Origin of the sequence: Kineococcus esterisolvens (assembly GCF_050871405.1) — a bacterium.
Taxonomy (GTDB): Bacteria; Actinomycetota; Actinomycetes; order Actinomycetales; family Kineococcaceae; genus Kineococcus.
In genome coordinates, this window is record NZ_JBJLRI010000067.1 from 1 (window position 1) to 23368 (window position 23368).

23 protein-coding genes are annotated in these 23368 nt (G+C 75.7%); 16 read left to right on the forward strand and 7 right to left on the reverse strand.

All coding sequences use genetic code 11. The annotated features are described in order from the left end of the window. A partial coding sequence (locus ACRYR8_RS17130; RefSeq protein WP_432485808.1) for an MBL fold metallo-hydrolase occupies positions 1 to 1005 on the reverse strand: 1005 nt, incomplete at its 3' end. A gap of 99 nt (positions 1006 to 1104) precedes the next feature. Between ACRYR8_RS17130 and ACRYR8_RS17135 the strand changes: the two genes are divergently transcribed. The 6 genes from ACRYR8_RS17135 (at position 1105) to clpB (ending at position 7702) form a co-directional block, all read left to right on the forward strand. Beyond that, positions 1105 to 2076, forward strand: coding sequence for an SPFH domain-containing protein (locus ACRYR8_RS17135; protein WP_432485554.1), 972 nt, complete (start codon positions 1105 to 1107; stop codon positions 2074 to 2076). 7 nt (positions 2077 to 2083) lie between these two features. Next, a complete protein-coding gene (locus ACRYR8_RS17140; RefSeq protein WP_432485553.1) occupies positions 2084 to 2350 on the forward strand; it encodes a type II toxin-antitoxin system antitoxin in 267 nt (88 codons plus the stop codon). 91 nt (positions 2351 to 2441) lie between these two features. After that, positions 2442 to 3590 (forward strand): zinc-dependent alcohol dehydrogenase, encoded by a 1149-nt coding sequence (locus ACRYR8_RS17145; RefSeq protein ID WP_432485552.1) that lies wholly within the window; start codon positions 2442 to 2444, stop codon positions 3588 to 3590. A 12-nt stretch (positions 3591 to 3602) separates the two neighbouring features. Beyond that, positions 3603 to 4223 (forward strand): hypothetical protein, encoded by a 621-nt coding sequence (locus tag ACRYR8_RS17150; RefSeq protein WP_432485551.1) that lies wholly within the window; start codon positions 3603 to 3605, stop codon positions 4221 to 4223. 196 nt (positions 4224 to 4419) lie between these two features. Beyond that, positions 4420 to 4899 (forward strand): cell wall-binding repeat-containing protein, encoded by a 480-nt coding sequence (locus ACRYR8_RS17155; RefSeq protein ID WP_432485550.1) that lies wholly within the window; start codon positions 4420 to 4422, stop codon positions 4897 to 4899. Between the two features lie 148 nt (positions 4900 to 5047). Continuing rightward, complete coding sequence (gene clpB / locus ACRYR8_RS17160) at positions 5048 to 7702, forward strand: ATP-dependent chaperone ClpB (protein WP_432485549.1); 2655 nt, start codon at positions 5048 to 5050, stop codon at positions 7700 to 7702. Between the two features lie 60 nt (positions 7703 to 7762). Here clpB and ACRYR8_RS17165 read toward each other — a convergent pair whose 3' ends face one another. Further along, positions 7763 to 9352, reverse strand: coding sequence for an alkaline phosphatase D family protein (locus tag ACRYR8_RS17165; protein WP_432485548.1), 1590 nt, complete (start codon positions 9350 to 9352; stop codon positions 7763 to 7765). Between the two features lie 196 nt (positions 9353 to 9548). On the opposite strand from ACRYR8_RS17165, the gene ACRYR8_RS17170 reads away from it, so the two are divergent. From ACRYR8_RS17170 to ACRYR8_RS17180, 3 genes are all read left to right on the forward strand, one after another. After that, the gene (locus ACRYR8_RS17170; RefSeq protein ID WP_432485547.1) at positions 9549 to 10856 is read left to right on the forward strand and encodes an FUSC family protein; all 1308 of its coding nucleotides are present in this window, start codon (positions 9549 to 9551) and stop codon (positions 10854 to 10856) included. Positions 10857 to 10984: 128 nt separating this feature from the next. Continuing rightward, complete coding sequence (locus tag ACRYR8_RS17175; RefSeq protein ID WP_432485546.1) at positions 10985 to 12016, forward strand: mechanosensitive ion channel family protein; 1032 nt, start codon at positions 10985 to 10987, stop codon at positions 12014 to 12016. A 159-nt stretch (positions 12017 to 12175) separates the two neighbouring features. Then, positions 12176 to 13321: a serine hydrolase domain-containing protein gene (locus ACRYR8_RS17180; RefSeq protein WP_432485545.1), complete on the forward strand. Its 1146-nt coding sequence runs from the start codon at positions 12176 to 12178 to the stop codon at positions 13319 to 13321. A gap of 157 nt (positions 13322 to 13478) precedes the next feature. On the opposite strand, the gene ACRYR8_RS17185 is transcribed toward ACRYR8_RS17180, so the two are convergent. Then, complete coding sequence (locus ACRYR8_RS17185) at positions 13479 to 14444, reverse strand: P1 family peptidase (protein ID WP_432485544.1); 966 nt, start codon at positions 14442 to 14444, stop codon at positions 13479 to 13481. Continuing rightward, positions 14441 to 15265 (reverse strand): helix-turn-helix transcriptional regulator, encoded by an 825-nt coding sequence (locus ACRYR8_RS17190; protein ID WP_432485543.1) that lies wholly within the window; start codon positions 15263 to 15265, stop codon positions 14441 to 14443. The genes ACRYR8_RS17185 and ACRYR8_RS17190 overlap by 4 nt, the downstream gene beginning before the upstream one ends. Positions 15266 to 15314: 49 nt before the next feature. Here ACRYR8_RS17190 and ACRYR8_RS17195 point away from each other — a divergent pair, with 49 nt between their 5' ends. The 4 genes from ACRYR8_RS17195 (at position 15315) to ACRYR8_RS17210 (ending at position 19076) form a co-directional block, all read left to right on the forward strand. Beyond that, positions 15315 to 15758, forward strand: coding sequence for a PTH2-like family protein (locus ACRYR8_RS17195; RefSeq protein ID WP_432485542.1), 444 nt, complete (start codon positions 15315 to 15317; stop codon positions 15756 to 15758). Between the two features lie 98 nt (positions 15759 to 15856). Beyond that, positions 15857 to 17200: an ABC transporter substrate-binding protein gene (locus tag ACRYR8_RS17200; RefSeq protein ID WP_432485541.1), complete on the forward strand. Its 1344-nt coding sequence runs from the start codon at positions 15857 to 15859 to the stop codon at positions 17198 to 17200. Continuing rightward, positions 17197 to 18162, forward strand: coding sequence for a carbohydrate ABC transporter permease (locus ACRYR8_RS17205; RefSeq protein ID WP_432485540.1), 966 nt, complete (start codon positions 17197 to 17199; stop codon positions 18160 to 18162). Before ACRYR8_RS17200 ends, ACRYR8_RS17205 begins: the two co-directional genes overlap by 4 nt. Continuing rightward, positions 18159 to 19076, forward strand: coding sequence for a carbohydrate ABC transporter permease (locus tag ACRYR8_RS17210; protein ID WP_432485539.1), 918 nt, complete (start codon positions 18159 to 18161; stop codon positions 19074 to 19076). Before ACRYR8_RS17205 ends, ACRYR8_RS17210 begins: the two co-directional genes overlap by 4 nt. Positions 19077 to 19121: 45 nt before the next feature. On the opposite strand, the gene ACRYR8_RS17215 is transcribed toward ACRYR8_RS17210, so the two are convergent. Together ACRYR8_RS17215 and ACRYR8_RS17220 are read right to left on the reverse strand one after the other, a co-directional pair. Then, positions 19122 to 19736, reverse strand: a complete 615-nt coding sequence (locus ACRYR8_RS17215) for a hypothetical protein (protein WP_432485538.1) — start codon at positions 19734 to 19736, stop codon at positions 19122 to 19124. Positions 19737 to 19825: 89 nt separating this feature from the next. After that, entirely contained in the window at positions 19826 to 20641 is an 816-nt protein-coding gene (locus tag ACRYR8_RS17220; protein ID WP_432485537.1) for an exodeoxyribonuclease III, read from the reverse strand. A 60-nt stretch (positions 20642 to 20701) separates the two neighbouring features. Between ACRYR8_RS17220 and pyrE the strand changes: the two genes are divergently transcribed. Genes pyrE through ACRYR8_RS17235 form a run of 3 tightly spaced genes read left to right on the forward strand, consistent with a single transcriptional unit; the run spans position 20702 to position 22532 of the window. Then, the gene (gene pyrE, locus ACRYR8_RS17225; protein WP_432485536.1) at positions 20702 to 21277 is read left to right on the forward strand and encodes an orotate phosphoribosyltransferase; all 576 of its coding nucleotides are present in this window, start codon (positions 20702 to 20704) and stop codon (positions 21275 to 21277) included. A 2-nt stretch (positions 21278 to 21279) separates the two neighbouring features. Next, entirely contained in the window at positions 21280 to 21642 is a 363-nt protein-coding gene (locus tag ACRYR8_RS17230; RefSeq protein ID WP_432485535.1) for a hypothetical protein, read from the forward strand. Positions 21643 to 21701: 59 nt separating this feature from the next. Next, on the forward strand, positions 21702 to 22532 hold the full coding sequence (locus ACRYR8_RS17235) for a putative RNA methyltransferase (protein ID WP_432485556.1): 831 nt from the start codon (positions 21702 to 21704) through the stop codon (positions 22530 to 22532). An 86-nt stretch (positions 22533 to 22618) separates the two neighbouring features. Here ACRYR8_RS17235 and ACRYR8_RS17240 read toward each other — a convergent pair whose 3' ends face one another. Then, positions 22619 to 23254: a YigZ family protein gene (locus tag ACRYR8_RS17240; protein WP_432485534.1), complete on the reverse strand. Its 636-nt coding sequence runs from the start codon at positions 23252 to 23254 to the stop codon at positions 22619 to 22621. Between the last annotated feature and the right edge of the window lie 114 nt (positions 23255 to 23368).

The window sequence follows — 23368 nt, forward strand, 5'->3', positions numbered from 1 at the left end:
CCCCCCCCCCCCCCCCCCCCCCCCCCCCCCCCCCCCCCCCCCCCCCCCCCCCCCCCCCCCCCCCCCCCCCCCCCCCCCCCCCCCCCCCCCCCCCCCCCCCCCCCCCCCCCCCCCCCCCCCCCCCGCCACGTGCACCTCGGTCCCGGCGCCGAGGCCCGCGATCGCCTCGCGGGCCTCGGCGCCGAGCTCGTCCAGGTCCCCGTAGCGCGCCGAGAAGTGGGTGAGCACCAGGCGGCGCACGCCCGCGCGCGCCGCGGCCTCCCCGGCCTGCCGCGCGGTCAGGTGCGCGTGCTCGGCGGCCAGGTGCGCGTCGCGGTGCAGGTACGTCGACTCGACGACCGCGAGGTCCGCGCCGCGCAGCAGGTGCTCCACCGCCGGGCAGGCGCGGGTGTCCATGACGAGGGCGAACACCTGTCCGGGCCGGGGCTCGGTGACGTCCGCCAGCCGCACCCCGCGCAGCTCCCCCTCGCGCTGGAGCGTCCGCACCTCGGGCCCCGAGATCCCGGCCGCGGCCAGCGCCTCGGGCCGGAACCGCACGCCGGCGGGCTCGACGAGCCGGTAGCCCACCGCGGGCACCCGGTGCTCCAGGGCCCGCGCGACGAGCGCGCACCCCGCGACCTGCGCCACCGGCACCTCCGTCTCGCGCACCGGCACCCCCTCCACGCGGACGTCGACGTCCGCGTCGGCCACCGCGGCCAGCGCCCGCAGGTGCGGCACGGCCTCCTCGGGCCCGTGCACGGTGACGGAGCGGCCGGGGGAGTCCAGCGCCATCCGGTTCAGCACGCCCGGCAGGCCCATGCAGTGGTCGTTGTGGCGGTGGGTCACGCAGACCCGTCCCACCCGCGGGGAGGCCACGCCGCCCAGCACCATCTGCCGCTGGGTGCCCTCCCCGGCCTCGAACAGCACCGACGCGGCGTCCCAGCGCAGCAGGTAGCCGTTGTGGTTGCGGGTGCGGGTGGGTGCCTGGCTCGCGGTGCCCAGGACGACGAGTTCGCGTGCTGCCACCCCTCCAGCCTGCCCCCTCGCCGGGGCCGGTGCGCGGGCCTCGACGCCGGAGTCAGCAAAGTGATATCACTTTAGTGACTCGCTCGAGAGGAGAGCCGCATGTCCCGCACCGTCCAGGAACGCCTCGCCGGCGACCAGAGCCCCTCCGCCGCCCCGCCGGCCACCACCCCCGTCGGCCACGACGGTGCGCGCGTCGACATCGCCGAGCGCCCCGCCCCCCACCTGCACGGCGCCCGTGCCCTGCTGGCCCTCGCGGTCCCGGCCGCGCTGACCCCGGCGCTGGCCGGCCTGGGGTTCGCCGTGGCGGACCTGCGGGTGGCGGCCTGGGTGCTCGCCGGCCTCGCGGGCCTGGCGACCCTCGTGCTGCTGACCTCGCTGCGCACCGTGGACCCGGGCCAGACGCGCGTCGTGCAGTTCTTCGGCCGCTACACCGGCACCGTGCGCGACCCCGGGCTCGTCATGGTCGTCCCGCTGTCGACCACGGTGAACGTCTCGGTGCGGGTGCGGAACTTCGAGACCGGCCGCCTGAAGGTCAACGACGCCACCGGTTCCCCCGTCGAGGTCGCCGCGATCGTCGTGTGGCAGGTGGCCGACACCGCCCAGTCCACCTTCGCCGTCGAGGACTACGACGAGTTCGTCGAGATGCAGAGCGAGTCCGCGCTGCGCCACGTCGTCACCACCCACCCCTACGACGCGCCCGCCGCCGGCGGGACCTCCCTGCGGGGTTCCACGGACGTCGTCGCCGACGAGCTGGCCCACGAGGTCGCCGCCCGCGTCGCCGTCGCCGGGGTGGAGGTCGTCGAGGTGCGCATCACGCACCTGGCCTACGCCGCCGAGATCGCCCAGGCGATGCTGCAGCGCCAGCAGGCCTCCGCGATCGTCGCCGCCCGCGAGCAGATCGTCGCCGGCGCCGTCGGGATGGTCGAGCTCGCCCTGGCGCGGCTGCAGGAGCTGGACGTCGTGGAGCTGGACGAGGAGCGCAAGGCCGCGATGGTCAGCAACCTGCTCGTCGTGCTGTGCGGGGACGGGCGCACCACGCCCGTCGTGAACACCGGGACCCTCTACGGGTGAGGCGCCGGTGAACCCGGGCGCCGAGGCGGCCGAGCCCGCCGAGCCCGCACGGGGCGGCGGCCGCGGCCGGGCGCGCAAGCAGGTGCTGCTGCGCCTGGACCCGGCCGTGCACGAGGCGCTGGCGCGGTGGGCCGCCGACGACCTGCGCAGCGTCAACGCGCAGGCGGAGTTCGTCCTGCGCGAGGCGCTGCGCCGGGCCGGGCGGATGCCCGCGGACGCCGGCGACCTGCCGCGCCGCGGGCGCCCGCCCTCCGCGCGCGGTGACGGCGGCTGACGCGCGGGGGTGCGGGACCGCTCCCGCGGGGGCACAGTGGGCGCCGACGAGGCCGGCAGCGGGCCGCCCCAGGACTGCACGGGAGTCGCCGGTGCGAGCCATGGTCTACCGCGGGCCCTACCGCGTGCGCGTCGAGGAGAAGGACCCGCCGCGCATCGAGCACCCCAACGACGCGGTCGTGCGGGTCACGCTGGCCGCGATCTGCGGGTCCGACCTGCACCTGTACCACGGGGCGATCCCCGACACCCGCCCCGGGACGACCTTCGGTCACGAGTTCATCGGCGTCGTGGAGGAGGTCGGCCCGTCGGTGCGGAACCTGCGGCCCGGCGACCGGGTCATGGTGCCCTTCAACATCTTCTGCGGGTCCTGCTTCTACTGCGCGCGCGGGCTGCAGTCCAACTGCCACAACGTCAACGCCAACGCCACCGCCGTGGGCGGCATCTACGGCTACTCGCACACCGCCGGCGGGTACGACGGCGGGCAGGCTGAGCGCGTGCGCGTGCCGTTCGCCGACGTCGGCCCCACCGTCATCCCCGAGTGGATGCACGACGAGGACGCCGTCGTGCTCACCGACGCCGCGGCGACCGGGTACTTCGGGGCGCAGCTCGCCGACGTCGTCGAGGGCGACGTCGTCGTGGTGCTCGGCGCGGGCCCCGTCGGGCTCCTCGCGGCGCAGTCGGCCTGGCTCATGGGTGCCGGGCGGGTGATCGTCGTGGACCAGTTGCCGGAGCGGCTGGAGAAGGCGCGCACCATGGCCCACGCGGAGACCGTGGACTTCACCGAGCACGACGACGTCGTCGTCCACCTGAAGCGGATCACCGGGTTCCTCGGCGCCGACTCGGTCATCGACGCCGTGGGCGCCGAGGCCGACGGCAACTTCCTGCAGCACGTCACCGGGGCGAAGCTGAAGCTGCAGGGCGGCTCCCCGGTCGCCCTGAACTGGGCGATCGACGCGGTCCGCAAGGGTGGCACGATCTCCGTGGTGGGTGCCTACGGGCCCGTCCCGAACGCCGTGAAGTTCGGTGACGCGGTGAACAAGGGCCTGACGCTGCGGATGAACCAGACCCCCGTGAAGCGGCAGTGGCCGCGGATGTTCGAGCACGTCCGCAACGGCCACCTCACACCCCGCGAGGTCGTCACGCACCGCTTCCCGCTGGAGCACATCGCCGAGGGTTACCACGTCTTCTCGTCCAAGCTCGACGGCTGCATCAAGCCGCTCGTCGTGCCGGGCGCGAGCTGAGGAGGAGCCGACGTGACCGACCCCGAGGGCCCCGGCCTGCGCGACCTCGACCCCGAGGACCCCGCGTACACCTACACCGCCGCCAGACCGCCGCTGCCGGAGACGCCCGAGCAGTTGCGCGCGCGCATCCCCGGCTGGGGCGTGGACCTGGACCCGGCGAACCGCCCGTCGTTCCCGCGCGAGCGCTTCGACCCCGACCTGAACGGTGCGCACTGGGAGTTCCCCGAGCGCCAGCCCGAGCGGTTCCCGCGCGAGCGCTCGATCGAGCACGCGTTCCTGACCCCCGTCTTCGGCACCGCCGCACCGCTGAAGGGCGTCTCCGGGGCGGTCCGCCGCCACGCCTACCGCCGCTACGGCGAGGGCCGCACCGTGCACTGGCTGCTGCTCGTCGCCGCCGACCGGGTGGACTCCCTCGAGGAGACCCTGAAGTCCTTCGCGAGCCGGCACCCGGACGACCCGGTCACCGAGACCGGCGTGCTCGCGGAACCCGCCCACCACCCGCTGCGCTCGCGCCGCGGCCGCGCCGACGTGCACCACCAGCCGCTGGACCCGGTGCTCGTCGCCGCGCCGTGGGTGGTGGGCGGGGTGCTGGGGTACCGGGTCGTGCGGGCGCTGGCCCGACGGGTGCGCTGACCCGGGACGGACGCAGGGGCATTCACTCGTCGTGCTTCGCGTGGTGCGCTGAGCGACGCCCGGGGGGAAACGTGTGACGCGCTCGCCCGTCCGGCGCAAGCAGCGGTTGTCGGCGCCCTGGGCGGGCCCGGTGGGCAGCCACAGTGCGTGTGCACGGTGACCACCCGTGCGGTCCCTCGCCCCTGGAGCTCCTGACATGCGCGTGAAGCTCGCCGCCACCCTCGCCGCCGCCGCCCTCGCCGGTGCTGCCCTGGCCACCGCCGGCACCGCCTCCGCCCAGGGCGGCACCCCCGTCGATGCGGCCGCCTCCGCGGGCACGGGCGGGATCGGCCTGAAGTCGTCCGCGACGGGCCAGGGGAACCTGCGCCTGGCGGGCCTGGACCGCTACGAGACGGCGGCCGCGGTCTCCGCCGCCGCCTGGGACCACGACACCGCCCTCGTCGTCTTCCTGGCCTCCGGCACCTCCCTGCCGGACGCGCTGGCCGCGGGCCCCTCCACCCTGGGCTCCGGCCCGATGCTGCTCACCGAGCGCGACTCCCTGCCCGCCGCCACGCGCGCCGAGCTGGAGCGCCTGCGCCCCTGCTACGTGGTGGCCGTGGGCGGGACGGCGAGCGTGTCCGAGGCCGTGTTCGCGGACGCCGGGCAGTACGCCGACCCCACCGGCTGCCCCGCCTGACCCGCTTGACCCGCCTGACCCGCTTGACCCGCACCGCGTGGTCGTGACGGGGGTCGGGCGGGGTGGGGCAAGTTGAGCGGAACAAGCTCAAGTCTGGCAGCGTTGTGCCCAGCGAAGTCGTTCCGCACCACCCCGCCAGGAGGGACCCGTGGACCTCAAGCTCACCACCCGCGCCCAGGAGGCGCTGGCCGACGCGGTCGGCCGCGCCACGTCCTCGGGCCACGCGCAGGTCGAGCCCCTGCACGTCCTCGCCGCGCTCGTCGCGCAGGGGAACGGCGTGGCCGGCGCCCTGCTCGACGCCGTCGGCGCCGACCGCGCCCTGCTCACCCGCCGCGTGGACGGCGCGCTGGCCTCGCTGCCCAGCGCGTCCGGCGCCTCCGTCGCCCAGCCGCAGCTGTCCCGCCCCGCGCTGGCCCTCATGCAGGCCGCCGGGGACGAGGCGCGCGCCCTGGACGACGCGTACGTCTCCACCGAGCACCTGCTCATCGGCGCCTCCACCGGGCAGTCCGCCGCCGGGGAGGCCCTGCGCGCCGTCGGCGCCACCCGTGACGCGCTGCTCGACGCCCTGCCGGACGTGCGCGGCGGAGCGAAGGTCACCTCGCCCGACCCCGAGGGCACCTACCAGTCCCTCGAGAAGTACGGCGTCGACCTGACCGCCCAGGCCCGCGACGGCAGGCTCGACCCGGTCATCGGCCGCGACGCCGAGATCCGCCGCGTCGTGCAGGTGCTCAGCCGCCGCACCAAGAACAACCCCGTCCTCATCGGCGAGCCCGGCGTCGGCAAGACCGCCGTCGTCGAGGGCCTCGCCCAGCGCATCGTCGCCGGCGACGTGCCGGAGTCCCTGCGCGGCAAGCGACTCGTCGCCCTCGACCTGTCCGCGATGGTCGCCGGCGCGAAGTACCGCGGTGAGTTCGAGGAGCGCCTGAAGGCCGTGCTGGCCGAGATCCAGCGCTCCGAGGGGCAGATCATCACCTTCATCGACGAGCTGCACACCGTCGTCGGTGCCGGCGCCGCCGAGGGCTCCATGGACGCGGGCAACATGCTCAAGCCCATGCTGGCCCGCGGCCAGCTGCGCCTGGTCGGCGCCACCACCCTCGACGAGTACCGCGAGCGCATCGAGAAGGACCCCGCGCTGGAGCGCCGCTTCCAGCAGGTCTTCGTCGGCGAGCCGAGCGTGCCCGACACCATCGGCATCCTGCGCGGCCTGCGCGAGCGGTACGAGGCGCACCACAAGGTCGCGATCTCCGACGCCGCCCTCGTGGCGGCCGCCACGCTGTCCGACCGGTACATCTCCGGCCGCCAGCTGCCGGACAAGGCCATCGACCTCGTCGACGAGGCCGCGTCGCGGCTGCGCATGGAGATCGACTCCTCGCCCGTCGAGATCGACGAGCTGCGCCGCGCCGTGGACCGCATGCGCATGGAGGAGCTGGCCCTGTCCAAGGAGGACGACGCCGCCTCCCGCGAGCGGCTGGAGGCGCTGCGCGCGCAGCTGGCCGACAGGCAGGAGCAGCTGACCGCCCTCACCGCGCGCTGGGAGCAGGAGAAGGCCGGCCTGAACCGCGTCGGCGACCTCAAGCACCAGATCGACGAGCTGCGCTCGCAGGCCGAGCGGCTGCAGCGCGAGGGCGACCTGGGCGGCGCCAGCGAGATCCTCTACGGGCGCATCCCCGGCCTGCAGCGCGAGCTGGAGCAGGCGCAGGCCGCCGAGAGCCAGGCCGACGGCGCCGGCCCCAAGCCGATGGTCGCCGACGAGGTCGGCCCCGACGACATCGCCGAGGTCATCGCCGGGTGGACCGGCATCCCCGCCGGCCGCATCCTGGAGGGCGAGACCGAGAAGCTGCTGCGCATGGAGGAGTTCCTCGGCGCACGGCTCATCGGCCAGTCGAAGGCCGTCCAGGCGGTCTCGGACGCGGTGCGCCGCAGCCGGGCCGGGGTCAACGACCCCGACCGCCCCACGGGTTCCTTCCTGTTCCTCGGCCCGACCGGTGTCGGCAAGACGGAACTGGCGAAGGCGCTGGCGGACTTCCTCTTCGACGACGAGCGGGCCATGGTCCGCATCGACATGAGCGAGTACTCCGAGAAGCACGCGGTGGCCCGCCTCGTCGGTGCACCCCCCGGGTACGTCGGCTACGAGGAGGGCGGCCAGCTCACCGAGGCCGTGCGGCGCCGCCCGTACTCGGTGGTGCTGCTGGACGAGGTGGAGAAGGCCCACCCGGAGGTGTTCGACATCCTCCTGCAGGTCCTCGACGACGGTCGCCTGACCGACGGTCAGGGCCGCACGGTGGACTTCCGCAACGTCATCCTCGTGCTCACCTCGAACCTGGGGTCGCAGTACCTGGTGGACCCGGAGCTGTCGCGGGCCACCAAGCACGACGCGGTGATGTCGGCGGTGCGGGCGAACTTCAAGCCGGAGTTCCTCAACCGCCTCGACGACGTGGTGGTGTTCGACCCGCTGTCCACGCAGGAGCTCAGCCGCATCGTGGAGCTGCAGGTGCAGCGCCTCGCCGGCCGCCTCGCCGACCGTCGCCTCACGCTGGAGGTGAGCGACGCGGCGAAGGACTGGCTGGCGCTCACCGGGTACGACCCGGCCTACGGCGCCCGGCCGCTGCGCCGCCTCGTGCAGCGCGAGATCGGCGACCGCCTCGCCAGGGCGATCCTGTCCGGGGAGGTCCGCGACGGCGACACCGTGGAGGTGGACGTGGAGAACCGCGACTTCACCGTCGACCTCGACGCGCCGGACAGCGCACGCTCCACCGGGCTCGTGGTGCGCCGGGCGCAGGAAGCGGCGATCAGCGCACTCTGAGGTGACGCGCGACGCCCCCGGACCCGCACGGGTCCGGGGGCGTCGCACGTGCCGGGACGGTCAGGCCTCCTGCAGCCCCGGGTTGCCGGCCTCCACCACGAACGAGGCACGGGTGCGCACCGCCGCACCCGGCTGCGAGACGTGGTCCAGGACGCGGAAGTCGGCGCGCAGGTGGTCGCGCTCGAAGCGGGCGATGCCGTAACCGCGCCGGTCGTCGGCCAGCTTCAGGTCGGGGTTGTCGGCCAGCTGGTCCGCGCCGTACCCGTCGGTGCCGTCGCCGCCGGAGGTGATCGACGTGCACACCAGTTCCACGCCGACCGGGGTCGCGTTCGCGTCGGAGGGGTTGCGCGTCAGGTCCGCGGCGTAGTGCTTGTGCACGTCGCCCGTCAGGACGACCGGGTTCTGCGCGCCGCGCTCGACGAAGCCGTCCAGCAGGCGCTGCCGGTCGGCGGTGTAGCCGTCCCACGAGTCGGGGTTGAACCCGCGGTCCACACCGGGCACGTAGTCGTGCTCGTGGACCATGACCTGCTGACCGATGACGTCCCACGTCGCCTGCGAGGAGCCCAGGCCGTCCAGCAGCCAGTCGCGCTGCTCGGTGCCCAGGATCGTGCGGTTCGGGTCGTCGCGCTCGGGCCCCGTCGTGGGGAACTGGTCCCCGCCGGGCTGGTCGCTGCGGTACTGGCGGGTGTCGAGCATGTGGAACGACGCCAGCCGTCCCCAGTCGAGGCGGCGGAACAGCCGCATGTCCGGGCCCTGCGGCATCGACGAGCGCCGCAGCGGCATGTTCTCGTAGTACGCCTGGTAGGCGGCGGCGCGACGGGCGGCGAACTCCTCCTGCGTGGGGTACGGCTCCTGCTCCTCGGCGACCAGGTCGGCGTAGTTGTTCTCGACCTCGTGGTCGTCCCAGGTCACCACCCACGGCGCGACCGCGTGCGCCGCCTGCAGGTCCGGGTCCGCCTTGTACTGGGCGTGGCGCTGCCGGTAGCCGGCCAGCGTCGTCGTCTCCGGGCCGGCGTGGTCGCGGACGTTGCCGTCACCGACGACGTACTGGTTCTTCTCGTACTCGTAGATGTAGTCGCCGAGGAACAGGACCACGTCGGGCTGCTCCTCCGCCAGGCGCCGGTACGCGGTGAACCAGCCGTGCTCGTACTGGGCGCACGAGGCGAAGGCCATCGTCAGCGGCGTGCCCCAGGTGCGCGGGTCCGGTGCGGTGCGGGTCGTCCCGGCGGGGGAGATGTGGGTCTCACGGCCCTCGACGCGGAACCGGTACCAGTACTGGTGCCCCGGGTGCAGGCCATCCAGCTCGACGTGGACGCTGTGCCCCAGGTGCGCGGGGGCCACCTCGGTGCCGCGCCGCACGATCCGGCGGAAACCCTCGTCGTGCGCGACCTCCCACCGCACGGGGACGTCGCGGTCCGGCATCCCGCCGCGGCCGTCCTCGGCGTACGGGTCCGGCGCCAGCCGGGTCCACAGCACGAACCCGTCGGGAGCGGGCTCACCGGAGGCGACGCCGAGGGTGAAGGGGTCTGCGAGACCGCGCTCGCGCGGCCACGCGCCCGCGGTCAGCAGCCCGGTGCCGAGGCCGGCACCGAGGACGGTGGCGCCACCCAGCAGGGTGCGGCGCGCGAGGGGGGGACGGACGTCGGTCACGGGGGCTCCTGTGGTCGGGCTCTGGTCCGGCTGAGGAGCCAACCGGCCACGGGCGACCGCGCGGGGTCACCGGCGCAGCCGCCCGGTGAACACGACGGCAACGGTCGTGCGCGGGGCGGCTCCCCGGCCGATTCGACGGCGCGGTGCCCACGCGGCAGCGTGGAGCCGCACGGATCGAGGCGGGAGGGGAGCCGGCATGACGGTGGTCGGGCGGTGGTGGGCTGCCCTTCGTGCGCTGTTCACGACCGGGCGGGCCGGGCGGCCCCGCGCCGCCGTGTGGCCCACGCTGGCCACCACGGCCCGGCTGACGGCGGCGGCCGTCGTCTCCTACCTGCTCACCCTCGTCGCGACGCAGGGCCCCGTCGACCTCACCGGCTCCCTCACCTCGCTGCTGGTCCTGCAGGCGTCGGCGACCTCCAGCGTGAAGATGGCCGTCGTGCGGGTCGGGGCGGTGCTCACCGGCGTCCTCGTCGCCGTGGCCCTGTCCAGCGTCGTCGGGCTCACCTGGTGGAGCCTGGCAGTGGCGGTCGGCGCCTCGCTGCTGCTGGCCGCCGTGCTGCGGCTGGGCGCCCAGGCGCTGGAGACGCCCATCAGCGCCATGCTCGTCCTGGCCGTGGGCGGGCAGGAGATCGCCGCCGGGACCCGCCTCGTCACCACGTTCATCGGCGCCGGGGTCGGCATCGCGTTCAGCGTGCTGCTGCCCCCGCCGGTCCCCACCCGCAGCGCGGTGAACGAGGTGCGCGCGGTGGCCGAGGAGCAGGCCGGGTGCCTGATCACCGCCGGCGCCGCGATGGCGGCCCGCCCCGTCACCAAGGCCGAGGTGGCCTCGTGGCTCACGCGGGTCCGGGCCGTCGCCGACGTCGCCGCCCGTGCCGCCGCCGCGGTCGGCGCAGCGCGCGACCTGCGCCGGTTCAACCCCCGGGCCTTCGGCACGGCGGACGTGGAACCGGTGCTGCAGTCCGGGCTGGAAGCCCTCGACAGCTCGCTGCTGGCCGTGCGGGGCCTGTTCATCGCCGTGCGGGAGGAAGCGCCCGAGCACGCCACCGCGGACGACGGCTACGGGGAGGAGGTGCGGGCCGCGCTCGCGGTCGTGCTCACCGAGGTCGCCGCCTGCCTGGACGCGTTCGGGGCGCTGCTGGAGGCCGAGGCGGCCGGCGCCGAGGCGGAGGTCGAGCAGCGCCTGGCGCAGAGCCTGGAGCGGGCGGGGGAGGCGCGCGCCACCCTCACCGAGCTGCTCCTGGTGGACGCGCACGAGCAGACCTCGCTGTGGCTGCTGCGCGGGACGATCCTGCTGGCCGTCGAGCAGGTGCTCACGCCGCTGGACCTGGAGGCCCGTGCCCGGGAACGGGCCGAGCGTGCCGAGCAGGCCCGCCGGCGCAGCCCGGTGCTGGCCGTCGCCACCACCCCGGCGGTACGCCGGTTCCTGCCGGAGCCCGTCGCGCGCCGGTTGCGCCGGGCGCGGGTGCTGCGCAGGCTCGCCGGCCTCGACCGGCGCCCGTGGTGAGCCGCCGCTCCGGCGTGCTCGCCGTCGCGCCGGTGGGTACGTTCGCCGGAGCGTGAGGGCGGACCCGGTCGCCGGTCCCCTCCGCGAGGCCGCGAGTCGTCGATCCCGAGAGGCGGTGCGACCGGACCGTGTTCCTCGACGGCGGGGTCCTCGAGACCCCCGTGCTGGACGAGGTGCCCTCCGAGGCGGTGGAGGTCCTCGGGGTGACCCTGGTCGGCGTCAGCCCCCTCACCGGCGTCAAGCTGCTGCTCACCGCCGTCCTCGTGCTCGCGGTCCTGGTGCTCCGGGCGGTGGTGCTGGGCGTGCTGCGCCGCGTGCTGGGCGGGCGGGTCGCCGACCCGCGCCGGTTCTGGGCCCGGCAGGGCCTGCAGGTCCTGAGCGCCGTCGTGCTGGTCCTGGGCGTCTTCTCCATCTGGGTGACGCCGGAGACCGACCTGTCCACCGGGGTGGGGCTGCTCAGCGCCGGGCTCGCGTTCGCCCTGCAGCAGGTGCTGCTGTCGCTGGCCGCCTACTTCGTCATCCTGCGCGGGGACACCTTCGGCGTCGGCGACCGGGTCAGCCTCGGCGGTGTTCGCGGGGACGTCGTGCGCCTGGGGTTCCTCAAGACCACGATCATGGAGATGGGGCAGCCGCCCTCCGCCGGGCCCGGTCCCGCAGGATCCGATCCCGCCGGGTGGGTGCACTCGCGCCAGTACACCGGGCGGCTGGTCACCGTCACCAACGGCGTCGTTTTCGACGAACCCGTCTACAACTACACGCGCGAGTTCCCGTACCTGTGGGAGGAGATCGCGCTTCCCGTCCCCTACGCCGCCGACCGCGCCCGCGCCGAAGCCGTCCTGCTCGCCGCGGCGCGCGACCACGCGGTCGTCGGCGACCCGGCCGCCGAGGCCGCCCTGGCGAGGATGCGCACCCGCTACGCCATGTCCGACGCCTCGCTGGAACCGGCGGTGTACTGGCGGATCACCGACAACTGGCTCGAGCTGTCGCTGCGTTTCCTGGTGCCGCACCGCGGGGTCCGGCAGGTCAAGGACGCCGTGACCCGGCAGGTCCTCGCCGGCCTGGACGAGGCGGGCATCGGCATCGCCTCCGCGACGTACGACGTCGTGGGCCTGCCGCCGCTGCGACTGGCCGACCCGCCGGACGACCCCGCGGGCCGCTGACCCGGGGCGGTGGCCGAACGCCGGGGAACCCCCGCGGGAACCACCCGTCGGTCGCGAGTTCCCGCGACCAACGGGTGATCGCGCGACGACGCCCGGCGGTCGCCCCCGCGTGCCCGCAGCGGTCATGGTCGTGTCCTCAGCCGATCCTCAGGGGGAGACATGACGACGACGAAGCGACGCAGGGTCCTGGCCGGTGCGACGGCCGCGCTGGTGTGCGCGGGCGTGTGCGCGGGGCAGGCCGCCACCGCCGTGGCGGCGCCCGGCGAACGGGTCAGCACCGCGGACCGGGCCACCCTCCAGCGCTCGCTGGACGAGCTGACGACCACCGGGGCGCAGGGCGTGCAGGTGCGCATCACCGAGGGGCGCCGGCAGACGGTCCTGCGCAGCGGGACCGCCGACCACGGCGGGGAGCGCCCCGTCCCGCGCGAGGGCGCCTTCCGGGTCGGCAGCATCACCAAGACCTTCGTCGCCACGGTGGTGCTCCAGCTCGTCGCCGAGGGCCGGGTGGAGCTGGACGCCCCCGTCGCCCGGTACCTGCCGGGCCTGCTGCCCGACGGCGACCGCATCACCGTCCGGATGCTCCTGCAGCACACCAGCGGTCTCGCGAACTACACCGGGCTGCTGCCGACCGGCCCCGAGGAGTTCAGCACCCCCGAGGCCTTCGAGGAGGAGCGCTACCGGCACCACGAGGCCCGCGACCTCGTCGCCCTCGCCGCCGCCCAGCCGCTGGACTTCGAGCCGGGCACGTCGTGGAGCTACTCCAACACCGGTTACCTCGTCGCGGGCCTGCTCGTCGAGGAGGTGACCGGGCAGTCCTGGCGCGAGGCCGTCGAGGAACGCGTCGTCGAGCCCCTGCACCTGCGCGGCACCTCCGCACCCGGCGACCGGGTGACCCTGCCGCCGCCGCACGCCCACGGGTACGCGCGCATCGGCGGGGAGGTCGTGAACGTCACCCGCATGAACGCGACCATCGCCGGAGCGGCCGGGGAGGTCGTGTCCACCACGGCCGACCTCGACCGCTTCCTCGACGCCCTCCTGGACGGCCGGCTCCTGCCGGCGGCCCAGCTGGCGGAGATGAAGCGCACCACCCCGGTCTCGCCGCAGTACGGCCTCGGCCTGGTGGCGGCGCCCCTGGAGTGCGGCGTCACCGCCTGGGGCCACGACGGCGGCATCGCCGGGTACACGAGCATCGCGCTCAGCACCGAGGACACCCGCGAACGGGTGGTGCTCTCCCTCAGCACCGCTCCCGACCCCGGCGAGTTCCGCGGCGGGAACGAACTGATCAGCGAGGTGTTCTGCGGCTGAACCGGCGGGCCCGGTGCGGGGCGGACCACCCGGTCCGCCCCGCACCGTCGCCGCGGTCCCCGCTCACGACGAAGCAGCCCGGACCTCCGGCACCCCGGCTGCGCTCCCGGGACCGTGCCGACGTGGGCCGACGTGCGGGAGCGGCGGGTGCGACGAATCAGCCCGGCCAGCGCGGTACCGGTTCCCCACCCACCTCCACCTCCTCCGCGCTCGCCACCCCGTCCAGCACCGCCAGCCGCACCGCCTCGGCGGCCGCCGCCTGCAGGCGCACCAGGTCCGCCACCCGCTCGCCGCGCCCGGTGGGCAGCGCCACGGCGCCCGTGGCGAGCGCGAACACGGTGTCGCCGTCGGAGAGGGTGTGCACCGGGTCCAGCGCGCGGGCCAGGCCGGCGTGCGCGGCGCTCGCCGTGCGGGACGTCTCCGCCGGGTCCAGCGCGGCGTCGGTCGCCACGCACACGATCGTCGTGTTCAGCGCCGCAGCGGTTCCCAGCGGTTCACCCGGGACCGCCCCGCCGCGCGTCGCACCGGGCGCCAGCGGCGCCCCGAACGCGTTGACGACGGCCAGCGCGCCCACCACCGCGCCGCCCGCGCGCACCGACGCCGTGCCCACCCCACCCTTGAACCGCCGGGCCACGAGGGCCCCCGTCCCCGCGCCGACCGTCCCGCGTTCGACGTGCGCACCGGCGGGGGAGTCCGCCGCGGCCGCCGCCTCGTACCCCATCTCCTCGGTGGGGTGGTGCGCGAACACCCCGCCGCGGCCCAGGTCGAACACCGCGGCGGCCGGCACGATCGGCACCACCTCGCCCTCACCCGGCCCGACGCGGAAACCGCGGCCCCGCTCGGCGCACCAGCGCTGCACGCCGTGCGCGGTGACCAGGCCGTACGCGCTGCCGCCGGTGAGCACCACCGCGTCGGCCGTCGGCACCAGCGTGCGCGGGTCCAGGGCGTCCGTCTCGTGCGTGCCCGGGCCGCCGCCGCGCACGTCGACGCCCGCCACGGTGCCCGGCGGGGGCAGCACGACGGTGACGCCGGTGAGCCAGCCGCCGCCGCGCCGCGTCACCTGCCCCACCCGCACCCCCGGCACGTCCGTGATCGACCCCGGGCCGCTGCGCTCGACGCTCACGCCTCCCACCGTGGCCCTCCCGCCGCGAAGCGCCCCGGCGGGACCCCCAGCACCCGCCGGAAGTGCCGCGCCAGGTGCGGCTGGTCGTGGAAACCCGCCAGCACCGCCGCGTCCGCCGCGCGGTGCCCGGCCAGCAGTAGCCGGCGCGCCCGGTCCACCCGCCGGGCCGTCAGGTAGGCGTGCGGCGGCATGCCCACCTCGCGGCGGAACGCGCGCACGAGGTGCTCGGGGCTGGCGTGCAGCTCCCGCGCCGCCCGCTGCAGCGCCACGCCCTCCACGACGTGCGCGTCGAGCAGGTCGCGCAGCCGCGCCGCCAGCGGGGCGTCGCGCCGCACCGGTGGCGGCTCACGCCCCTCCAGGCACCGGCGCAGCCCGGCCACCAGCAGCGCGGCGCGCTCCGCCGCCTCCAGGTCCTCGCCCGGACGCAGCAGCGTCGCGTGCAGCGCGGCCACCGCCCGGTGCAGCCGCGGGTCGGCCAGCGCGGGCTCGTCGACGGCCGCGCCGGCCAGCCGGCCCGGCAGCACCCCCGGCTCCAGGTAGAGCACGCGCTTGCGGAACCCCGCGCCCGTCGCGTCCCGGCCGTCGTGCGGCACGTGCGGCGGCAGCACCGTGACCGCCGACCCGAGCGCACCCCGGTGCCGGCGGTCGAGGTCGTAGCGCACCGCCCCCTCGTCCACGAGCAGCACCGTCCAGGTGTCGTGCACGTGCATCGGGTACGCGTGGCGGGTGAAGCGGGCGTGCAGGACCTCGGCGACGCCGGGCACCGGCGGCCGCCAGCTGCGCACCACCTCGGCCGCGGCCCCGGCCGTCCCCTCGGACACGTCAGGAACGTACAAGACCTCCCCCGCTGCGCCGAGCCACGCTGCCGCCGTGAACGAGGTCACCACCCCCGACGACGCCCCCGTCCGCTTCGAGACCAAGATCGCCGTCCTGCTGCGCGACGACCTGGCCGCGTGGCAGCGCCTGAACGTCACCGCGTTCCTGGCCAGCGGCGTCACCGCTGCGCACCCCGAGCTGGTCGGGCGGCCCTACGCCGACGCCGACGGGACCGGCTACCTGGCCCTGCTGGGGCAGCCGGTGCTCGTCCTCGAGGGCACGGCGGACCTGCTGCGCACCGCGCACCGCAGGGCGGTGGAACGTGCGGTGCCGCTCGCGGTGTTCACCGCCGGGATGTTCACCACCGGCCACGACGCGGCGAACCGGGCCGTGGTCGCCGCCGTGCCCGGCGCGCAGCTCGACCTCGTCGGGCTCGCGCTGCACGGCTCGCGCGGCCGCGTGGACAAGGTCGTCAAGGGGGCGCGGATGCACCCCTGACGCGGCGCCGGCGGCCGCGGCCCGGCCGCGGTCGTTGCCCCCCGCGCGCGGTCGTGGTTGTCTGCCAGTCCTGGATCTCTCGACGACGAGGAGCCCACGTGCAGACGACACGACGCGGTGCGCTGGGGGCCGCGCTGGGTGCGGGGGCGGTGGTGCTCGGCGGGTGCGCCGCCGGCGCCGCGGCCGACTCCGTGAACCAGCGACCGGTCAAACCCCGGGCCGACGGCCCGGTCACCCTGACCTACTGGGCCTGGCTGAAGGACCTGCAGTCGGTGTGCGACCTGTGGAACGCCGACCACCCCGACGTGCAGGTCAAGGCCGTGTGGAGCGGCGCCGGCACCAACGGCGGGTACACCCGCATGTTCGGTGCTCTCGCCGCCGGCGGCGGGGCGGACATCGCCCAGGTGGAGTTCCAGGTGCTGCCCAGCTTCCTGCTGCAGAACGGCCTGGTGGACCTGTCCCGGTACGGGTTCCGGAAACACCTCGACGACTACCGGGAGGGCGACATCGCCCGCGTCTCCGTCGGCGACGGCATCTTCGGCGTCCCGCAGGACACCGGCCCGATGGGCTGGTTCTACCGGCGCGACGTGCTCGACGCGATCGGCGCGACCCCACCGGCCACGTGGACGGAGTGGGCCGACCTGGCCCGCGCCGTCAAGGAGGCCGACCCCGCGCACCGGCTGGAGGGGTTCAGCATCAACGACCCCAACGTCTTCACCAGCCTCTGCATGCAGGCGGGCGCCACCTGGTTCACCCCCGACGGCGACGAGTGGGTGGTCGACCTCACCGGCGGGCCCACCCGGACGGTCGCCGAGTTCATGGACACCGCCTTCGCCGAGGACCTCTACAACACCGCCCTCGCGCCCTTCTCCTCCGGCTGGACCGCTGCGGCCGCCGCCGGCTCCATCGCCGCGGTCAGCACCGGCTCGTGGGGCGACGCCCTCGTGAAGAGCGTCGGAGGCACCGAGGGGCTCTGGGGCGTGGCGCCCCTGCCGGTGTGGCCGGACACCGGGTACGCGTCCGCCACCCTGGGTGGCTCCACCGCCGCCGTCCTGGCGACCTCCCAGCACCCCGCGGAGGCGCTGGACTTCATCCACTGGATGACGACCGACCCGCGCGCCATCGACGCCCAGATCGAGAACTGCGGCATCGGGTGGTCGCCGTCCCCGGACTACATCGGGGCCTCCCGGCAGCAGCCGTCGGAGTTCTTCGGCGGCCAGAACTACAACGAGGAGGTGTTCGTGCCCGCAGCCGACGCCCAGAACCCCGACTGGGTCTGGTCACCGATCTTCATCGAGCTCAACGACGCCCTCTCCGCGGTCTTCCGCGAGCGCGGCACCGGCGGGCGGCCCATCGTCGACGCCCTGCCCGACGTGCAGGAGCAGACGATCACCATCATGCGCGAGAAGGGCCTGCGGGTCCGTGCGGGGAGCGGGGCGTGAGCGCCCCCGCGGCACCGGCCACCCGGGGGTCCGGGGCGACCACCCGGCCGGTGACCCCGCGCCGGCGCCCCGTCCGCGCCGACCGCGCCCAGCGCCGTGCCCCGTGGCTGCTGCTGGCGCCCTTCCTCGCCCTGTTCGCCCTGACGTTCGTCCTGCCCATCGTCTACGCCGTCGGGCAGAGCTTCACCCGCGTCGAGCGCCAGGGCCTCCTCGGCGAGGACGGCATCACCTCCGGCTTCGCCGGGTTGGCGAACTACGAGCGGGCGCTCGGCGACCCGGCCTTCGTCGCCTCCATCGGCCGGGTCCTGCTCTTCGGCGCGGTCCAGGTGCCCGTGATGATCGTCGCGGTGACGATCCTCGCGCTGCTCCTGGAGTCGGCCTCGGCGAAGTGGCCCGCGTTCTTCCGCGCGGCCTACTTCGCCCCCTACGGCATCCCCGGCGTCATCGCCAGCATCCTGTGGTCGTTCCTCTACCTGCCAGGCTTCTCGCCGATCGTCGCGGGCCTGCAGGCGCTGGGGTTCGCCCCGGACTTCCTCGGCCCCCAGACGGTCCTGTGGTCCATCGCGAACATCGTCACGTGGTCCTACGCCGGGTACAACATGCTCATCGTCATCGCGCAGCTGAAGGCCATCCCCGGTGAGGTGTACGAGGCGGCGAAGGTCGACGGCGCCGGTCCCTTCCGCCTGGCCTGGTCCGTGCAGCTGCCCCTGATCCGCCCGGCCCTGGTGCTGACGACCGTGTTCTCCATCATCGGCACGCTGCAGCTGTTCGCCGAGCCGCAGGTGATGCGCGCCGTCTCCCCGGCCATCGACGTGAAGTACACGCCGAACTTCGCGGCCTACTCCTCGGCGTTCTCCTACAACGACTACGGCGTGGCGGCGGCGCAGGCCGTCGTCATCGCCCTGGCCGCGTTCGTCCTGTCGTTCGCCTTCCTGCGCCTCGTCTCCCGGAGGGACTCGTGACCGCCGTCCGCCCCGAGGAGGACCGCCTCGCCACCACCGGCGCCGCGGAGCGCACCCCGCCCCGCGGCGCCACCCGGCCACCGGCGGGACGCACCATCATCGTCACCGCGGTGCTGGCGCTCGTCGCCGTCTACTTCCTCGTCCCCGTGTACTGGGTGGTCGTCGCCGCCTCGAAGTCCACCGAGGACCTCTTCACGACGAACGGGTTCTGGTTCTCCGGCTTCCAGCTCTTCGAGAACGTCCGGCAGGTCTTCGCCTTCGACGACGGCATCTTCGTGCGCTGGTTCCTCAACAGCCTGCTCTACGCCGGGGGCGGGGCGCTCGTGGCGACCTACCTCGCCGCCGCCGGCGGGTACGCGCTGGCGGTGTACGACTTCAAGGGCCGCGACCTCGTGTTCGGCCTGATCCTCGGCGGGGTGCTGGTGCCCGGGACCGCCACCGCGCTGCCGCTGTTCCTGATGTTCAGCAACCTGGGGCTGACCGACAACTACCTCGGCGTCCTGCTCCCCAGCTTCGTGTCGCCCTTCGGCTTCTTCCTCTGCCGGATCTTCGCCGGGGCGGTGGTGCCCACGTCGCTCGTGGAGTCCGCCCGCCTCGACGGCGCCGGCGAGCTGCGCATCTTCCACACCTTCGGCCTGCGGATGATGGTCCCGGCCCTGGTGACGGTCTTCCTGTTCCAGTTCGTGGGCATCTGGAACAACTACCTGCTGCCGCTCATCATGCTCGCCGACGAGCAGCTGTACCCCATCACCGTGGGTCTGGTGAACTGGCGGGCGCAGACCGACCGGCTCCCGGAGTTCTACGAGCTCACCACCGCGGGCGTCCTCGTCTCCGTCGTCCCGCTCATCGCCCTCATGATCGTGCTCCAGCGCTTCTGGCGCGGCGGCCTGACCGAGGGGTCCGTGAAGGGCTGAGCGCACCGCGCGGCGGCCGGGTCCCGGTGGGCCGGCCGCCGCGCGTCAGTCCAGCGCCGGCGCCTGCGTCGGCACGACCGCCGCCACGCGCAGGTCCACCACCTCCCGGGAACCCACCGCCCCCTGGGCACCCACCACCTCGCGGACGTCCACCGCGCGCGCCGGTCCGCGGCCGCGGCGCATCGCCGCCAGCAGGACCTCCGTGCCCTCCTCGTCGCCCGCGCACCGGAACAGCCCCGACGTCCACACGTGCGCCGCGTCCTCGTGCCGGCCGTGCCGGGCCAGCTCCTCGCCGAGGAACTCGTACACCTCCGCGCCCGCGGGCCGGTCCCGCAGCACCTGCTCCACGAGGTCGACCGCCTCGCGCAGGTGGCCGCACAGCAGCAGCGCCGACACCACGTAGCAGCGGGTGTCCGGGGCGACGTGGTCGCCGGTCGCCAGCGCCCGGCGCGCCAGCCGCAGCGCCCGGCGCGCGTCGCCGGCGTAGGCGCTGTGCTCGCTGGCGGCCACCAGCAGCCGCGCCCGCGATATGGTGTCCCCGGGCACCGGACGCCGCGCCCACGACTCCAGCAGCGCCGCGACGGCCCGCTGGCCGGGCGCATCGGTCGCCGCGCTCAGCTCGACGGTCTCCAGGTCGGAGTCGTTCACAGGTGCTCGCACCCTCGCGAACCTAGCCGCGCGGGCCCGGCAGGTCTCGTCCGCGGAGGACCCGGGGTGCGGTCTTCAACCGTTCGGCGCAGCGCCGCGCGTCAGACCCCCAGCGCGGGGTCGGGACCGTCCAGCTCCACCACCACCGGGGCGTGGTCGGAGGCGCCCTTGCCCTTGCGCTCCTCGCGGTCGATCGTGGCGCCGCCCACCCGCGCCGCCAGCGCCGGCGAGCCCAGCACGAAGTCGATCCGCATGCCCTGGCGCTTCGGGAAGCGCAGCTGCGTGTAGTCCCAGTACGTGTACGTGCCGGGGCCGGGCGCGTGCGGGCGCACCACGTCGGTGAACCCCGCCTCCACGATCGAGCGGAAGGCGCGGCGCTCCGGCTCCGAGGTGTGCGTGGCGCCCTCGAAGACCGCCGGGTCCCACACGTCCTCGTCCAGGGGGGCGATGTTGAAGTCGCCCACCAGCGCGATCGGCGCCGCCGGGTCCTGGGCCAGCCAGCCCCGGCCCGCCTCGCGCAGCGCCTCCAGCCACAGCAGCTTGTAGGCGTAGTGCGGGTCGGTCAGGCTCCGCCCGTTCGGCACGTACAGGCTCCACACCCGCACCCCGCCGCAGGTGGCGCCGATCGCGCGCGCCTCCGTCACCGGCGGCACCCCGAACCCCGGCACGTCGGCGGAGAAGGACGTCGCGACGTCCTCCAGCCCGACGCGGGAGACCAGCGCCACGCCGTTCCACTGCGACAGGCCGTGGTGGGCGACCTCGTAACCGATCTCGGTGAACGCCTCGGCGGGGAACTGCTCGTCCTTGCACTTGGTCTCCTGCAGGGCGACGACGTCCACGTCGCTGCGGTCGATCCAGGCGAGGACGCGCTCCAGGCGGGCGCGGACGGAGTTCACGTTCCAGGTGGCCAGGCGCACGGCCCGGACGTTACCGCCGCGGCCCGGAGCCCACCCGGTCACCGCCTAAGCTCGTGCCCCGTGAGCACCCCCACCACCGAGCGCGAGCGCCTCGCAGCCCTCATCGCCGGCAAGGCCGTCGTGCACGGCCGCGTGACGCTGTCCAGCGGCGAGGAGGCCGACCACTACGTCGACCTGCGCCGCACCAGCCTCGACGGCGAGGCCTCCGCCCTCGTCGGGCCGGTGATGCTGGACCTCGTCGCCGACTGGGACTTCCAGGCCGTCGGCGGGCTCACCATGGGCGCCGACCCGGTGGCGCTGGCGATGGTGCACGCCGCCAACGCGCGCGGCTGGGCGGCCGCGCACGGCGCCCCGCTGGACGCCTTCGTGGTGCGCAAGGCGGAGAAGGCGCACGGCCTGCAGCGCCGCATCGAGGGCCCCGACGTCGCCGGCCGCCGGGTGCTGGCCGTGGAGGACACCTCCACCACCGGCGGCTCCGTGCTCACCGCCGTCGCCGCGCTGCGCGAGGCCGGCGCGGACGTCGTGGGCGTCGCCGTCATCGTGGACCGCGCCACCGGCGCGAAGGAGCGGGTGGAGGCCGAGGGGCTGCAGTACCGCTCCGCCTTCTCCCTGGCCGACATCGGCCTGGGCGGCTGAGCGTGGGCACCACCGGCACCGTCGTCCTCGTCGTCCTGCTGCTCGTGGTCCTCGCCGCCGTCGCCTACGCGGCCGCCACCCGCGCCTCGCTGGTGCGCCTGCGCGACCTGGCCGTGGAGGCCGGCGCGCTCGCCGAGCAGCGCCGCTCCCGCCTGGCCGAGCTGTCCCTGCACTCCGGCGTCGAGCCCGACGAGCCGACCCGGCGCGCCATCGCCGACACCGAGCACCGCCTGGCCGGCGACCTCGCCTTCCACGGCGCCACGGTGCGCGCCTACGACGAGCGCCTCGCGCGCGTGCCCGCCTCCTGGGTGGGCGCCCTGACGGGCCTGCACCCGCTGGGCGGGGCCGCCGAGCGCGAGCGCTGAGGGCGCTGGACCCCCGCCCGCCGTCCCCGGCGCCGTCCCCGGCGGTGCTGCCGGCGGCGCTGCTGACGGCGCTGCCCGCGCTGCGCTGCCCCGTGTGCGGGCAGCCGCTCGCCGCGGACGGGCGGCGGCTGGTGTGCCCCGCCGGGCACAGCGCCGACCTCGCCCGCCAGGGGTACGTCAACCTCTCCGGCGGCGGGCGCGCGCACCCGGGGGACACCGCCGGCATGGTCGCCGCCCGCGAGCGGTTCCTGGCCGCCGGGCACTACGCGCCGGTGGCCGCTGCGCTGGCGGGGCTGGCCGCCGAACTGGTGCCCGGCGCCGGCCGGGTGGTCGACGTCGGCGGCGGCACGGGGTACCACCTCGCGCACGTCCTCGACGCGCTGCCCGGCGCCGGCGGGGTGTGCCTGGACACCTCCGCGCCCGCCCTGCGCCGCGCCGCGCGCGCCCACCCGCGGGCCGCGGCCGTCGGCGCCGACGTGTGGCGCCCGCTGCCGCTGGCCGACGGCTGCGCGGACCTGGTGACGACCGTCTTCGCCCCGCGCGGCGCGGCGGAGGTGGCGCGGGTGCTGCGCCCGGGCGGGACGTGGGTGGTCGTGACGCCGCTGCCGGAGCACCTGGAGCAGGTGCGCGCGGCGCTCGGGATGCTCGGGGTGGAGGAGCGCAAGCAGGAGCGGCTGACCGCCGGCCTCGCCGGCTTCACGCCCGCGACCGGGCGCGAGGTGAGCGTGGTGCGTCCCCTGGACCGCGACGCGCTGCGCGACCTGGTGCTCATGGGGCCCAGCGCCCACCACGTCGACGCGGCGGCGCTGGACGAGCGCCTGGCCGCCCTGCCGGAGGTCGTGGACGTCACCGTCGCGGTGCACCTGACCGCCGTCACCCGCCCCGCTTGAGCCGTACGTCCCACCCGCCCCGCCCCCTGCGGCCGTGGTCGAGGAGGTCGCCGCTCCCTCGACCACCGCGGGGAGGGGGGCCGGGGTCAGGGGAGGGGGCGGACGGCCGGGCCGAGGTCGCTGAGGCGGGTGGTGCCGGGGGCCAGGCCCGCGGCGGCCAGCTCCGCGGCCAGCGCCCCGCCGCCACCGGCCGGCACCGCCACCACCGCGCGCCAGCCGTCCGCGCCCCACGCGACGTCCTCGACGGCGTGCCGGCGGCGCAGTTCCGCCTCGACGCGGCCGGCCTCGGCCAGCCCGGCGCGCACCTGCACCAGCTCCACCCGGCGCCGGTGCACCGTGCCGGCCTCGGCCAGCGCCCCGGCCACCGCGCCGCCGTAGGCCCGCACCAGCCCGCCGGTGCCCAGCAGCACCCCGCCGAACCAGCGCACCACGACCGCCACCACGTCCGTCACGCCCGCGCCGTCGAGCGCGGCGAGCATCGGCGCCCCGGCCGTGCCGGCGGGCTCGCCGTCGTCGCTCGCCCGCCGCACCTGCCCGTCGTCACCGAGGACCCGCGCCGTGCAGTGGTGCCGCGCGTCCGGGAACTCGCGGCGCACGGCGGCGACGACGTCGTCCGCGGCGGCCTCGCCGGGCACCGGCTCCAGCACGCACAGGAAGCGCGAGCGCTCCACGACCGTCCCGGTGCGCACCGCGCGCGCCGGGACGGGGCGCGGCTGCCTCACCGGGCGCGGGGGGGGGGGGGGCGGGGGGCCGCCCCCCCCCCCCCCCCCCCCCTACCCGAGTTATAAGAGCAACCGGCGCGAAAACAAACCAAACGGGGGCTAAACAGGCCCGCG